This is a genomic window from Dermabacter sp. Marseille-Q3180, assembly GCF_940792985.1.
GTDB classification, from domain to species: Bacteria; Actinomycetota; Actinomycetes; order Actinomycetales; family Dermabacteraceae; genus Dermabacter; species Dermabacter vaginalis.
Genome location: NZ_CALNWU010000003.1, coordinates 85,710 through 99,632 on the forward strand (window position 1 = coordinate 85,710; position 13,923 = coordinate 99,632).

At 62.7% G+C, this 13,923-nt stretch carries 11 protein-coding genes and 1 tRNA gene; 10 read left to right on the forward strand and 2 right to left on the reverse strand.

Going from position 1 to position 13,923, the window contains the following annotated elements; genetic code table 11:
* The first annotated feature begins 14 nt into the window (after positions 1-14).
* Genes NBW56_RS08255 through NBW56_RS08275 form a run of 5 tightly spaced genes read left to right on the forward strand, consistent with a single transcriptional unit; the run spans position 15 to position 5,239 of the window.
* Complete coding sequence (locus tag NBW56_RS08255; RefSeq protein ID WP_250258814.1) at positions 15-1,337, forward strand: ABC transporter substrate-binding protein; 1,323 nt, start codon at positions 15-17, stop codon at positions 1,335-1,337.
* Positions 1,334-2,305 carry a carbohydrate ABC transporter permease gene (locus NBW56_RS08260; protein ID WP_250258815.1) on the forward strand — a complete coding sequence of 324 codons (972 nt, stop codon included), beginning with the start codon at positions 1,334-1,336 and terminating at the stop codon, positions 2,303-2,305. The genes NBW56_RS08255 and NBW56_RS08260 overlap by 4 nt, the downstream gene beginning before the upstream one ends.
* Entirely contained in the window at positions 2,298-3,197 is a 900-nt protein-coding gene (locus tag NBW56_RS08265) for a carbohydrate ABC transporter permease (RefSeq protein WP_250258816.1), read from the forward strand. The genes NBW56_RS08260 and NBW56_RS08265 overlap by 8 nt, the downstream gene beginning before the upstream one ends.
* A 36-nt stretch (positions 3,198-3,233) precedes the next feature.
* On the forward strand, positions 3,234-4,238 hold the full coding sequence (locus NBW56_RS08270; RefSeq protein WP_250258817.1) for a Gfo/Idh/MocA family protein: 1,005 nt from the start codon (positions 3,234-3,236) through the stop codon (positions 4,236-4,238).
* A complete protein-coding gene (locus tag NBW56_RS08275) occupies positions 4,235-5,239 on the forward strand; it encodes a Gfo/Idh/MocA family protein (RefSeq protein ID WP_126847940.1) in 1,005 nt (334 codons plus the stop codon). Before NBW56_RS08270 ends, NBW56_RS08275 begins: the two co-directional genes overlap by 4 nt.
* A gap of 97 nt (positions 5,240-5,336) precedes the next feature.
* Here the strand turns inward: NBW56_RS08275 and NBW56_RS08280 are convergent.
* Positions 5,337-5,409, reverse strand: a tRNA-Arg gene (locus NBW56_RS08280).
* A 128-nt stretch (positions 5,410-5,537) separates the two neighbouring features.
* On the opposite strand from NBW56_RS08280, the gene mobA reads away from it, so the two are divergent.
* The 3 genes from mobA to galE all read left to right on the forward strand — a co-directional run bounded on the left by mobA (position 5,538) and on the right by galE (position 8,541).
* The gene (mobA, locus tag NBW56_RS08285; protein ID WP_126847939.1) at positions 5,538-6,224 is read left to right on the forward strand and encodes a molybdenum cofactor guanylyltransferase; all 687 of its coding nucleotides are present in this window, start codon (positions 5,538-5,540) and stop codon (positions 6,222-6,224) included.
* Between the two features lie 26 nt (positions 6,225-6,250).
* Positions 6,251-6,931, forward strand: coding sequence for a copper resistance CopC family protein (locus NBW56_RS08290; RefSeq protein WP_250258818.1), 681 nt, complete (start codon positions 6,251-6,253; stop codon positions 6,929-6,931).
* Positions 6,932-7,527: 596 nt separating this feature from the next.
* Complete coding sequence (galE, locus tag NBW56_RS08295; protein WP_250258819.1) at positions 7,528-8,541, forward strand: UDP-glucose 4-epimerase GalE; 1,014 nt, start codon at positions 7,528-7,530, stop codon at positions 8,539-8,541.
* A 304-nt stretch (positions 8,542-8,845) separates the two neighbouring features.
* On the opposite strand, the gene NBW56_RS08300 is transcribed toward galE, so the two are convergent.
* On the reverse strand, positions 8,846-9,061 hold the full coding sequence (locus NBW56_RS08300; RefSeq protein ID WP_250258820.1) for an Rv0909 family putative TA system antitoxin: 216 nt from the start codon (positions 9,059-9,061) through the stop codon (positions 8,846-8,848).
* A gap of 193 nt (positions 9,062-9,254) precedes the next feature.
* Here NBW56_RS08300 and NBW56_RS08305 point away from each other — a divergent pair, with 193 nt between their 5' ends.
* Entirely contained in the window at positions 9,255-13,748 is a 4,494-nt protein-coding gene (locus tag NBW56_RS08305) for a PDDEXK-like endonuclease domain-containing protein (RefSeq protein WP_250258821.1), read from the forward strand.
* Positions 13,745-13,918: a hypothetical protein gene (locus tag NBW56_RS08310; protein ID WP_167550755.1), complete on the forward strand. Its 174-nt coding sequence runs from the start codon at positions 13,745-13,747 to the stop codon at positions 13,916-13,918. Before NBW56_RS08305 ends, NBW56_RS08310 begins: the two co-directional genes overlap by 4 nt.
* Positions 13,919-13,923: the final 5 nt, after the last annotated feature.

Sequence of the window (13,923 nt, forward strand, 5' to 3'; positions counted from 1 at the left end):
TCAAGGAGCACATCATGACGAAATCCACCATTGCCCGTCGGTCTCTTCTCGCCGCAAGTGGTGCTGCCTTCGCGGCCGCCGCAGCCGGATGCGGCGGTGCCGGCACCGGAAACACTTCGAGTGAGGGCACCAAGAACGAGATCGGTGACGATCCCGAAAAGGTCGAAGGATCCATCTCCTACGGCTTCTGGGATGTCAACCAGCAGGACATGCTGGAAGAGATGATCAAGGCGTTCAACGAAAAATACCCGAACGTCAAGGTCAGCCTCCAGATGACCCCGTGGAAGGAGTACTTCGGGAAGCTGCGCACGCAGGTGTCCTCCAAGGCACTTCCCGACGTGTTCTGGATGACCGGCCCGAACTTCCGCTCCTACGCCGAGAACGGCCAGCTCGCTTCGCTCAAGGGCCTCCAGGATGCCGGCCTGTTCGACCCGAAGAATTACCCCGAGGCGCTCGCTGACATGTACAGCGTCGACGGTGAGCCGTTCGCCGCGCCGAAAGACTTCGACACCGTCGCCATTTGGTACAACAAGAAGCTCTTCGACCAGGCCGGTGTCGCCTACCCCGACGAGACCTGGACGCTCGACACCTACAAGGAAAAGGCCGTCGAACTCGGCGAGAAGCTTCCCGACGATGTCTGGGGCTGCGCCGAGGTGTTCTCGCGCACGGCGTCCTACTACCACTCGATCGCCATCACGGGTGGCTACGTGATTTCCGACGATAAGAAGAAGTCCGGCTACGACGATCCCAAGACCATTGAGGGCGTGAAGTTCTGGCGAGACCTGATCGAGATCGGCGCATCCCCTGACCTTGACTACCTTGCTGAAAACTCCGCCTACGCCATGTTCGAGAGTGGCAAGTGCGCGATGCAGTGGTCGGGCAACTGGCGCGTGCCGGCGATGCTCAAGGCCTCGACCAAGGATGACGTGACCGTCGCGACGCTGCCCGGTGGCAACATTCCGAAGACCGCGGTGCACGGTATCGGTAACTGCATCTCTGCCTTCACCAAGAACATGCCGGCGGCGCAGGCTCTCGTCGCTTTCCTCGCGGGTGAAGAGGCCGCAAAGATCAGCGCCGAATCCGGTGCCGCGAACCCGGCCCTCAACGGCACTCAGGATGGTTACGTCAACGCCCACCCGGAGCTCAACCTCCAGGTGTTCATCGACCAGGCCGAGAACAACGGCGTGGCATTCCCGATCTCGAAGAACTGCCCCGACTGGCAGGAGCTCGAAGGTGAATACCTCACGAAGGTCTTCACCGGTGAACTCACTGCCGAGGAAGGCTGCACCGAGCTCGCCAAGGCCATGAACGAGGTTCTCGCAAAGGAGAGCGAGTGAGCTCGATCGACGCTTCGAATGCTGCCGCTGGCGCCGCCTCTGAAGAGATTCATGAGGCGGGCCAGCAGGCCCCGCGGAAGAAAAAGCGCCGCGGAAGCATGAGCGACGGCATCTGGCCGTGGCTCTTCATTGCCCCGACCGTGATCGGCATTGGGCTCATGTACTTCGTGCCGATGATCATGAGCTTCGGCATGTCGCTCACGTCGTGGTCAACGTTCGAGCCCGCGCACTTCGTGGGGCTCGACAACTTCAAGCGCCTTGCCGAGGATCCGCAGCTCCCGCGCGCGTTCCTCAACACGGTGATTTACACGGTCATCATTTTGCTCGCGATCCCGATCTCCGTGCTTTTCGCGGCGCTGCTTGAACGCCCGGGCCTCAAGGGCGCTGGCATCTACCGCGCCCTGTTCTTCCTGCCGTACATCGCGATGCCCACGGCGATCTCGATGGTGTGGCGCATGATCTTCCACAGCGAAGCCGGCATCGTGAACGTCATCTTGCGGCTCTTCGGTATCGAAGGCCCTCGGTGGATCACGACCGAATGGGTGGCCCTCGTTGTGGTCGCGATCGTGGGCCTGTGGATGAGTATCGGCTTCAAGATCATCGTGCTCGGTGCGGGGCTCAAGACCATTCCGCCCGAAGTGTACGAGGCGGCACAGCTTGATGGTGCGGGAACGTGGCGCCAGTTCTTTTCGATCACGATTCCGCTGCTCACCCCGAGCATCTTCTTCCTTACGGTCACGAGCATCATCGGTGGCTTCCAGCTCTTCGACCTTATTTTCGCGGTGCTCGGCGACTCCAACCCAGTCACGAAGAAGACGCTCTCGCTCGTGTACCTGTTCTACCGTGCGGCCTTCCCGGGAGACGACAAGGGGTATGCCTCAGCGATTGCTCTGCTGATCCTCGTGATCATCGGCATCCTCACGATCGTCCAGTTCCGGGTCCAGAAGAAGTGGGTGAACTATGACTGATTCCCTCGCTCCCGATCTTCCCTTCGAGGGCTCGAAGCCGAAGAAAAAGAAGAAGCAAAAGCGCAGCAAAGGACTGCACGGGCACACGTGGGACGCGCACCTGATCCTCGCGATCGGCGCTCTCACGATGCTGTTCCCGTTCCTGTGGCAGATTAAACTCGCGCTCAGCACCCGAGCCGAGGTCGTCGAAATCCCGATGAGCCTCTGGCCCGAGAAACTCCGGTGGGAGAATTTCGCGCGGGTCTTCGAGTTCGTGCCGTTTACCGAGCAGATGACCGTCACCGTCAGTTACGCGATCCTGAGGGTCCTCGCGGAACTCGTGACATGTTCACTCGCCGGATACGCGTTTGCGCGCATGCGCTTTCGCGGCCGTAAGGTGATCTTCTTCCTTCTGCTCACGGTTCTTATGGTTCCCGGGCAAATCTTCCTCATCCCGCAGTACCAGATGGTCGACGCGGCGGGGCTTCTCGACAACTTCTTCGCGATCCTCGCCCCGGGCCTCGTGAGTGCCTTTGGCGTGTTCTTCATGATGCAGTACTTCCGCCGCATCCCCGAGGAACTCGTCGACGCCGCGAAGCTCGATGGCTGCAATCCGTGGCAAATGTTCTGGAAGATCATGCTTCCTCTCGCGCGACCGGCACTGTTCTCCTTCGGCGTGATCACACTCCTGTCGGCCTGGAACAGTCTCCTGTGGCCACTCGTCGTCATCAACTCGACCGAGAAGTACCCGGTGGCGGTAGGCCTCGCGATGCTCCAGGGCGACCACCTGGTGGGGCCCGACTACCCGATGATTATGGCGGCGAGCCTCATGGCCATGGCCCCGGTGTTCCTCGCTTTCGCCATCATGCAAAAGAAGGTCATCGAAGGCTTTGCTCTCTCGAGCTTCCGCTAATACCTACGGTTCAGTGTCACTTGAAAGAATGGATAAATGACTCTCCACTCTGAGCCGAACCCGCGCGTGGGCATCGTGGGAACCGGAGGAATCTCCCGTTCCCACGCCCGCGGCTGGCGGGCCCTCGACGCCGATATCCACGTGTTCAGTAGTCAGGGAGCGGAAGATTTCGCCGCCCAGTTCTCGCCCGTCACGATCCACGACTCGTTCGACAGCCTCCTCGGGGCGGTCGACGTCATTGACGTGTGCACCCCAACCCCTTCGCACCCCGAGTACGTGCACGCTGCGCTCGATCACGGCACGCACGTGCTGTGCGAGAAGCCGCTCGCGCTCACCTCGAGCGAGGCTGAGCGCATGGCGGAACACGCTCGCGAGGCTGGCCTGATTCTTTTCCCCGCGCACGTTGTGCGGTTCTTCCCTCAATACGAGGCGCTTCGCCGTGCCGTCGACTCTGGCCGACTCGGCGATCTTGCTGTTCTTCGCTTCGAGCGCTCCGGTTCGATGCCCGTGCAGCCCTGGTTCGCAGACGAGTCCGTCAGCGGCGGCATCATCATGGACCAGATGATCCACGACATCGACCAGGCGCTGTGGCTCGCGGGCGAGGTGACGAGCGTTTTCGCCACACAGAACATCTCGAGCGGGGATCAGAGCGTGCGCGCCGCTCACGTGATCCTCACCCACGCAAACGGCGCACTCACATTCTGCCGCGGCCTGTGGGGCGCAAAAGGCACAGTCTTCCACTATTCCTTCGACGTCGCGGGAAGCGGCGGCAAGCTCACGTACGATTCGGCAAAGAACACCGGCATCGAATTTGACGCGGTTGCCTCGTCGGGTGAGAGCAAGAGCTACCTTCCGAGCGTCGCCGGGATGCGCGACCCGTATGCGGCTGAGATCGAGGATTTCTGGAATTGTGTGAAGCAGGCGAGCGTCGGAAACCCCGGGCCCGCCCCGCGCGTGAACGGTTCCGACGCCACCCGCGCCATCGCCGTTGCCGAGGCCGCCCGCGAATCCATCCGTACCGGCGAAAGGATCGTGCTGTGAACGCGACCGACCCCACCCTTGCGGGCCGCGCCCTCCGCGTGGCCGTGCTGAGCGCCGCCCACGTCCACGCTGCCTCCTACGTGCGTTTGTTGGAAAGCCGCGCCGACATCGAGGTCGTTCTTGCCGACCCGGATGGCTACGGCGACGTTTCCGCGAATCGCACGCTCTCCTCGATCGAGGAAGCTTGGACCGCCTTTGACGGCGAAGCGCCCGATGCCGTCGTCGTGTGCAGTGAAAACGCCGGCCATAAAGACCTGGTGCTTGAGGCGGCGCGTCGCGGCATTCACGTGCTGTGCGAGAAGCCGCTCGCGACAACCGTTGAGGACGCCGAGGCGATGGTCGACGCCTGCGCGAACGCCTCACTCGTGCTTATGACGGCCTTCCCCGTGCATTTTTCGCCCCAGGTTGCTGCGCTTCGCCAGGCCGTCGAAAACGGCAGCCTCGGCGAGATCATCGCGCTCGCGGGCGCCAACAACGGCAAGCTTCCCGCAGGTCGCGAGTGGTTCACCGACCCGGAAGCTGCCGGTGGCGGGGCCCTCGTCGACCACGTGGTACATCTCGCCGAAATTCTCGATTCGCTCTTCGGTGAACCCGAATCCGTGTACGCGGTCGCGAACGGCGTGCTGTACGGCCACACGAACGACGGTGATGCCGAGACCGGCGGTCTCGTGACACTTCGCTACGCGAACGAACTCATCGCGACGATCGACTGCTCGTGGTCGCAGCCCGCCGAAGCCCCCACGTGGGGAGGCCTGAAACTGCACGTGGCCGGCACGGGCGGCCAGCTCGACATCGATGCGTTCTCGCAACGCGTCGAAGGCCCCGGGCAGTGGCACCCCTTCGGACTCAACCTCGATGCGCTACTTCTCGATGCCTTCCTTGAAGCCGTGCGCAGCGGCGAGGGCCAAGAGCCGTCGGGCGCCGTTGGCGCGCGCACAGTGCGGGTCGTGAACGCTGCGCAGGAGTCGGTGCGCACGGGAAGGCCGGTGCCACTGCGCTGACGAGGCGGTCGCCTGGCGGTAGAAACTATTGCGGAGCCGCTGCGTACCGGAAGGTTCGTACGACGAAGCCCAGGCCTTCTGACCTGGGCTTTCGTTGTGCCCCCGAGACGATTCGAACGTCCGACACCCGCTTTAGGAGAGCGGTGCTCTATCCCCTGAGCTACGAGGGCAATCGAAAGTCGCATGCTTCGCGCTTTCGAGCCCTTCCACTCTAGCGGCGATCGCCGCAGCCTCAAAGTTCCAAGCGGTGCGCGGAAGCGGATGTCACGCGAGGCGGCGCGGGTGGGAGGATGGAGGCATGGAAGCTTTCGAGGTGACAGGCGCGGCGATCGTGCTTGCCGGCGGCCGTGGCTCGCGCATGGGCGGCGTTGATAAACCCACTCTCGAGGTCGAGGAGCGGTCTATGCGCGCGAGCGTGCTGTTGGCGGCGCGTTCGGCGCTCGGCGAAGGGGCGCCTCTCGTTCTCGTGGGGGAGCGGGGCGCGGACGTGCAGAGCATCGGTGCGGTGTGCGTGCGGGAGGAGCCACCCTTTTCCGGCCCGGTTGCGGGGCTCGCGCGTGGACTGGCCGAGTTGGAGCGGCTCGGGAGCACTAATGAGGTGGTACTTGTGCTTGGCGGCGACATGCCATGGCTCGAGCCGCGAGTGCTCGGCGCTCTCGTGCATGCGTGCGCGGAAGCACCCGGAAAAGTTGCGGGGGCCGTGGATGCGGGCGGGCGTCGGCAATTCCTGTGCGCCGCGTGGCCATACGCGGTGCTTGCGCGCGCGCTTTCGCACGTTGCAGGGGAGGGGGGCTCTCTCGCAGGGGCGAGCGCGAAATCCCTCTATCGCGCTCTCGGCGAGTTGACGCCCGAGCCCGTCCAGCCGGCGTGGCTTGACGTTGGTACGCTTGCAGGCGCGAGCGGACTAGCGCCGGAGCTTGTGGCGCGCTCGCTCAGCGATATTGATTCACCCGAGCAGCTCGAGCAGGCCCGTTCGCGCCGCTGAGTGCCGGTGTTTGTGAAAGGACTTTCATGCGCGCGCTATCACGCCCCGTTTCTCGCTTTTTTACCCTCGTGTGTGCGGCCCTTGCCGCGATGATGATTCTCGCGGCGCCCGCTCTCGCGCACGACCGACTCGTGGGGTCGACGCCGGCGGATGGCGCCGAGATCCTCCAGGGAGAGGCTCGCACCATCACGCTCGAGTTTTCCGCGGAGCCGCTCAAACTTGGCAACGAGGTGCGCGCAAAGGATTCTGCCGGAAGGGTTCTGTTTGAGGGGGAACCCCAGGTTGATGGTCACGAGGTTCGTGTCGAGCTCGACCAGCTCCCGGCTCCCGGCGACATGACCCTCGAATGGCGCGTCGTGAGTTCCGACGGCCACCCGATTTCGGGCACGCTGACCTACGCGGTCACGGAGGACCCGACCAATCCCACCGAGGAAGCGGGAAGCTCCGCCACGGAAGAGAGCGCCGGCGAAGGGGCCGACGGTGGCTCGGCGTCCGGTGACTCCGGCAAGAGCGGCGATGCTGCCGATCAGGGCGATAAGAAGGACGACGAACGGGCCGAGGCGACCCCGACGTCTGTCGAGTCACCCGACAAAGTCGTCGCTGAGCAAAAGTCGTTCAACTGGGCGCTGTGGATCCCGGTGATTGTGGTGGCGCTGCTCGCGATCGCCGTGGCTATTTGGCTTCTGCGAAAGAACGATGACGACTAACTCGCTCTTAACTGGATTGCATAGGGGTTGTGGGGGTAATGGTGCGCTCAATCCGTGAGGCATTGAATTTCCCAACAGGCTTCGGACTCAGACCCGCTCGGTAAGTGGAGTTAGCCGTGATGAACTTAGTCGGGGCCTGTTCGGACATTGCCCGGAGCTGCCAGGCGTTGCTCTAGCTGGGGGACGGGTAGTCGTGTCGGCCACCGAAGTTTATAGCGAGTTCGCGCCTGGAGGTTATGACTCCTGAAGCTTGCTTCGGTGTGTCTTTTAAGAGCGGGACAGGCACGAGCGGTGACCTAGATCGATGTTCATTCGAGGTGGCGGAGGTTGAGGAATTGCCCGACGAGCAGAAGCAATCCCTGTTGCTCAGTCCTGAGTTGGTTGTTCCCACATTGGGCCTAGAGGCTGCTGGGCCGTCACGTTTGACGGTTGAGGACTACCGACACACCGATCCTTCACGGATCGCTCGCGTTATCAATCAATGGTCAGGAATGGTGCTTGGGCACGAGATCGTGACGCAGGGTATCTGGGAAGTTTCTGACGAAGTTATATAGACTGAATATGAACCACTAGTGTGATTATTAGAGGAGTTGCTCATGAATCACCCGGTCAAAGTGCTCATTTCAGGGGGTGCTGGCTACATTGGAAGCACGGTTGCTTCTAGGCTTCGAGACGAAGGTTTCGAGGTAGTCGTTCTGGACAACCTCATCACCGGTCGACGCGAGTTCGTTGAGGGCTTGACGTTCTATGAGGGGGATATCGCCGATCGTGCTCTACTAGATCGGATCTATGAGGAGCATCCTGACATCGCAGTCGTGCTTCATTTTGCAGCACTGATAGTGGTGCCCGATTCGGTTGCGGACCCGCTGGGATACTATGAAGCGAACATCAGCAAGTCTCTGGCGTTCGTGCGCGGATTGATTGCGAACGGCTGTTCGCAGCTTGTGTTTAGTAGTTCGGCCTCAATCTACGCTGTGAGTGAGGACTTTTCGGTAGACGAGAGCTCAGAACTGGCCCCTACGAGTCCATACGCTAGAAGCAAGGCGATGTTTGAGGTAATGCTTGAAGACATCGCTGCGGCGAGCGACCTTAACGTACTGTCGTTGCGTTACTTCAATCCCATTGGTTCAGATCCTAAGTTTAGAACCGGGCTTCAAATAGCTTCGCCCTCGCATGCCCTCGGTAAGTTGATTGAAGCATACCGAGGCGATTCTGAATTCCAAATCACGGGGACTGATTATCCCACTCGAGACGGTTCGGGAATTAGAGATTATGTCAATGTTTGGGATCTCGCTGAGGCGCATGTTGCTGCAGTAAGGGAGAGTGCAAAAATCGCAGCCAACTCCGCCTATCAAGTTATTAACCTGGGCACAGGTGAAGGAACTACTGTTCGTGAGCTAGTCGCCGCGTTCGAGAGCGTGGTCGGGGAGAGTGTGCGTGTCGTTGAAGCTCCGCGTCGTCCTGGCGACAGTGCTGGGGCGTTTACTCGTTCCAGGAAGGCGGCGGAGCTCTTGAACTGGACTGCGTCGTCATCTCTTGAGGACGGTATTGCGAGTACCCTGGAGTGGTTCGAACGTCGGAAGCTTATACTCCCCGATTTGGCGGACTGAGTAGCTGATTCTGACGTGAAGCCCAAGCGAGCTCACGAGGGATCAGAGTGGAGAGAGCTCGCAGCATCGCGCTGCGAACCATTATTCTCGTGCACAGGTTCGTGGTCCTCCGGGATGCGGAGGTCATGACAACACCCATCACAGCAGGGCCACGAGCCGTTCTACGTCAGCGACGCGACGCTCCCCTTCACCACGAACCTTGAAAACCCCCATAACCTCTATGGAATGCGAGAAGAGGCGCTCCCGAAACGGGGAGCGCCTCTTCGGTGCTAACGCCGTGGCGCTAGCGACGAGTCAATGGTGATCAGCCGTGGAACTTGTCGAAAGCGTCCTTGCCCTTCTCGGCACCGTCAGCGATCTTGTCGCCGAGTTGGTCGGGAGCGACGTCCTGAGCCTTCTCGCTTGCCTTATCGATCGCGCCGTCAACCTGAGCGTCGTGCTCCTTGGCGAAATCCTTGACCTTGTCTTCGTTCTGTTCGAACGCGCCCTTAGCCTTGTTCAGTGCATCATCGAATCCCATGTCAAGTCCTTTCCTAGAGTCTCAACTGCGTGAGCCTCCCTTGTGGAAGCTACGACGAAAACGCTAGGGAAGAAACCTGGAGAGTTCGTGAACGTCGTCAGAGAGAGTGCGCGAGGGTAAAAATGCGGTAAGGAGCGGCGCGCCACATGCCCGCCTCAGCGCCTCAGCGCCTCACCTCGGATACCGTGGGAAGGTGAGTTGGTTTGGACGTTCAAAACGCGCGAAATCTCAGGGCAGTAAGAAGGCCGAGGATGACGCGCTGACTGCACGCGCGCGCGAAAGTCACGCGTGGGTGGGAAACTCTGCGACCCCCGAAAGGGGCGAATCCGCGGAGGGCACGGAGAAGGCGCCCGCCGAAGGCGGCTCGAGCGCCATTGAGGAGCCCACGCTCGAGATTCGCGACCCGCGCGCCTCGAAGGGCACCCCTCATGAGTACGCCGAAAGCAGTATCGACGACACGGGTGCGCACGTCTTCACGCCCGCGGACTTCGAGAGTGACCCCGACGAAACTGATCTTCAGGGTGCCCTTTCGCGCGTGCTCGTGACCGAGGCCACCCGCGAAGAGCGCATCGAAGAGTCGCTCGCAACCTGGCGCACCGCACTCGCGTCTCTCGCCGGTGAACACGACTTCCTTACGGACATGCGCTCCGGTGTTTTCCTCGATCTCACGAACTCACACCCGCAGGGACTCGCGCACCTGTTTGCGAGTCGTGGATCCACGAGACTTTCTTCGCTTGTGCGCGAAGAGGCCTCCCTTGAACGCGCCCGCGAAGCCGCTTTCGAGATTCGCGAAAGCGCTCTTGCGCACGCCGAGAACCGCGGCCTCACAACATGTCATCTGGCCATCGGCGAGGCCACGTGGACCGATCTTTCGGGAGAGCCCGTACACGCCCCGCTCCTCCTGCGCCCCCTCAACCTCCATGTGCGCGGTGGTGCGCGCGAGGACATCGACATCGATCTCGACGCCGCAGTTGACCTCAACCCGGTTGTGCTCAGAGCCCTTCGCGACGAAGGAGTGCTCATCGACGCGCGCGCTCTGCTTGAACTCACCGACTCCCACCATGGCTTCGACCCCCAGCCGGTTCTCGACGCCTTCCGCTCGCTCGGCGAGCCGCTTCCCGGATTCCGCGTTTCCCACGCGCTCGTGGTGGGCAACCTCGTGGATGCCTCGGGCCCGATGCTCGAGGACTTCGACGTCCCCGCGACCGATCTCGCGGATTTGCCGATCATCGGGGCGCTCGCAGGCGATGAGGAATCCCGCGAAGAACTCGACGCGGAGGCGTTCACGTCGCACGAAGTACCCGAGCAGGTCGCAAGCGCCGACCCGGACGCACGCCTCATTGCCGAGAACCTCCAGGATCGTCCCGCACTCGTCGTTCACGGCGCCCCGGGCCGCCCCCTCGCGCGCACGGTCGTGGCGTTCGCCGCCGAGCAGGTTGCGGCAGGGAAGCGCGTGCTCCTTGTATCGCAGAGCTCGAGCCGCCTCGCCGAACTCCAGCGAGCGGTCCAGGACGCGGGACTCGACGATATCCTCCTGAGCCTCGTGCCGGACCCTCATCTGCAGCGGGAGGCGAGCCGTTCGATGCTGCTTTCCCTCGCGAAGGCCAGTTCGTTCGTGCCTCCCGTGAGCCTCGCGGAACCCGAAGGTTTGGCGGAGGCGCGCGACGTGCTCACGGGCCACGTAGAAGCCATGCACCGCGTGCAGGAACCGTGGGGCGTGAGCGCCCACGAAGCGATCAACGAACTTGCCGATCTTGCGCGGCGCCGCCCGGCCCCGCGCACCGGTGTGCGCCTCACTCCGAACGTCGCCCAAGCGATTCTCCGTGACCGTGCGCGCTACGAGCAGCTCATGCGCGAGGCTGTCGACTCGGGCGCCCTCACGATGGTTCCCGAGGACACCCCGTGGTACGGGGCATCCATCACGAGCGAGCACCAGGCGAAGCGCGCGCTTGAACTCGTGACCGAGCTCGATGAAGCCTCGCTTCCGCAGCTCATGGAGCACGCCGAGGCTCTCGGCGCACCGTGCAACCTCGAAAAAGCCCGAAGCTTCGCGGAGCTGCGTCACACGGTGCGTGTGCTCGATGCCATGCGCTCACTCTTCGCACACGTGCGCCCCGAGCTTTTCAACGAGAAGATCGACAGGCTTCTCGCGGCTGTCTCCGACAAGGCCTACCGTGAAGAGCACGGCGCGGCCATGGGCTTTGGAGAGCGTCGCCGCTGGAAGAAGCTTGCAAAGTCGATGCTGCAACCGTCGGAAAGCACGGAGAATCTCCGCGCACATCTCCTGGCTGCGCAGGACATCCATCGCCAGTGGGAAGCCATTGCGACGGATTCGGGCCTGACGCCCGTCGTGCCGAAGTCCCTCGGTGAGGTCGAGGCGCTCGTGGGAAGCACGCAAAAGAGCCTCGACGAACTGCAGGTTCTTCTCGCCGGGACCGAGAAGGGAACGGACTTCGACAACACCGAGCTCGGTGCGCTTCACGAGCGTATGAAGGGCCTGCATGCGCAAAGCGAAGTGCTCGACGTGCTCCCGCGTCGCACGAAGGTCATGCGCGAGCTCGAGTTTGAGGGCTTTGCCGCCCTCCTTCGCGACATTCGCGGCCCGGAGATCACCGCTCAGCTCGCCGTTGACGAGTTGAACCTCGCGTGGTGGGTGAGCGTGCTCGAGTTCATCGCCCGTGCCGAGCCGACCCTTTCGCAATACGACGGAACGAAGCTCTCCCAGGTCGCCGAACGTTACCGACGCCTCGACGAGCAGCATCTCAAGACTGGTCGTTTCCGCGTGCGTAAGCACGTGGATGAACTGCTCGTGGAGACCATGAAGCGTTTCCCCGAGACTTCCCGTAGCGCGATCATTGAGCTCAATACTCCCGGAACGATGAGCGTGCGTGACACCGCCGCGAAATACCAGGACATCATGTTCCGCGCACGGCCCCTGTGGCTCGCCTCGCCGTTCATGGTGCCGCAAATGATTCCCGCCGGCCGCCACTTTGATCTTGTGATCCTTGCGGATGCCGCTCGCCTTCCCACCGCCGCGGCGATTCCCGCACTCTCACGTGCGCGTCAGGCCGTCATTGTTGGCGATCCCTTCGACTTCGTGGATGGCGACGACGTGCGCGCTCACCACTCGGGCATGGCCCGCCTGCTCGATGAGGCGAGCCAGGTCGCGCCTGTGCTGCGGCTCGTGCGCGACACCCACCCCGCAACCGGTGGTGTGCGGCGCTTCGTCGAGAACCGCGCGAAAGCTCTTGACGCGGGTTGGGGTGCGCTTCTCGCCCCGCCGAGCCCCGAACACATTGATGAGGACACCTTCATCTATGTTCCCGACGGTCGAGGCCCCGTGCACCACGGTGCCGAGTTCGTGGAGTCAACCGATGCCGAATTGCGCCGCGTGACCGACCTCGTGATCTACCACGCGCGGCACAACCCCGAGCGTTCCCTTGCGGTCGTCACCCTGACGCCGAGTCACGCGAAGGCCGTTCACGACTCGGTCATGCGGTCCGTGAGCCGACTTCCCGACCTCCACGATTTCTTCAATCCCGAACGCGAGGAATTCTTCACGGTGGTGCCGGCACAAGCGGCAACCGCGGTTGTTCGCGACGACGTGATCGTGTCGCTCGGCTTCGGCCTCACCCCGCACGATCGCCTCTTGCACCGCTTCGGCCCGCTTTCGACCGATGCCGGTCGGCGTGCCCTCCTCACGCTCCTCACTCGCGCGCGTTTCCACACGAGTGTCGTGAGCGCCGTTCGCAGCAGCGACCTCGAGATCGATAGGCTCCGCACCGACGGCGCCCGTGACCTGCGGCTGTTGCTCGAATTCCTCGAAGCGGGCTTCTCGCAGAACGTGCTTGAGAGCGCGGATGCGGCTGAACGGGAGGAAGCGTCGGAACCCGCCGAGGTGACGGAGGGGGCCGACGCCGCCACGGCCGAAGGCGATGCGCCGGAGAGTGCCGAGACGAGCGAGAGTGCCGAAGATGCCGAGGATTCTTCCGAGGAGCCTTCCGAGGAGGCTGGGCCTGAAAGCGAGAGCGCGCCCGAAGAAGGCTCCGACTCGCGAGAGGCGCCCGAGATCCCCGATAGCTCCGAGGCTCTCGTTGCCGACCTTGCCGATCGCCTGTGGCGTGCCGGTTACACGGTCGAACTCGATTACGGGCTCTCAACCGAACGTGTGGAACTCGCGATCGCCCACCCCGAGCTTCCCGGTCGCTACCTCGTGGCCGTTGCGACCGATGGGCCGCGCTACCGTGAGATCACGGATCAACGCGAGCGTGACCGCTTGAGCGCAGAGCGCCTCGAAGCCGCGGGCTGGACCGTGGAACGCGTATGGTCGTGGGCGCTGTTCATTGACCCCGAAGGTGAAGCCGAGCGCGTGATCAAGAGCGTCGAGCGTGCCTATCACGACTACCTCGAGCAGCAGGATCTCAAGATTGGCCGCGGAACTGCGCGCCACCGCTTGCCAAAGCCGAAAATCCCCGCCGGCCACCCGCTGAGCTTCTACGGGCCGGATGATTTCGACCAGGTCGTTGCCTATATCTGCTCGGATGGTCAGGCCAGGCTTTCGGAGCAGCTCGCCTCGGAGGTGCGAGACTTTCTTGCCTTCACCGAGCGCAGCGTGCTCCTTGACGTGTCAGTTTCAGCAGCGATCCGGCGTTACCTCGCAAAGCAAAGCGAGGGGGAGGCGCGGTGAGTGACAAGAAGCCCGCGCGTCGCCCCATCGTCTCCTCGCTCACGGGGAAACCGATCGAGGTCACGCCGCCGAAAGAGCGCGTGATTCCGTCGCGCGCGAAGGCCGACCGCGGTGACGATTCGAACGACGAACGCCTCATGCGGGACGTCCCGCCGCACTGGGGCCGCTGAAAAAG

Coding starts and splice junctions, on each gene's coding strand:
- galE (WP_250258819.1), top strand. CDS start 7,528: ATGAATCACCCGGTCAAAGTGCTCATTTCAGGGGGTGCTGGCTACATT.
- NBW56_RS08265 (WP_250258816.1), top strand. CDS start 2,298: ATGACTGATTCCCTCGCTCCCGATCTTCCCTTCGAGGGCTCGAAGCCG.
- NBW56_RS08300 (WP_250258820.1), bottom strand. CDS start 9,061: ATGGGATTCGATGATGCACTGAACAAGGCTAAGGGCGCGTTCGAACAG.
- NBW56_RS08290 (WP_250258818.1), top strand. CDS start 6,251: ATGCGCGCGCTATCACGCCCCGTTTCTCGCTTTTTTACCCTCGTGTGT.
- NBW56_RS08270 (WP_250258817.1), top strand. CDS start 3,234: ATGACTCTCCACTCTGAGCCGAACCCGCGCGTGGGCATCGTGGGAACC.
- mobA (WP_126847939.1), top strand. CDS start 5,538: ATGGAAGCTTTCGAGGTGACAGGCGCGGCGATCGTGCTTGCCGGCGGC.
- NBW56_RS08255 (WP_250258814.1), top strand. CDS start 15: ATGACGAAATCCACCATTGCCCGTCGGTCTCTTCTCGCCGCAAGTGGT.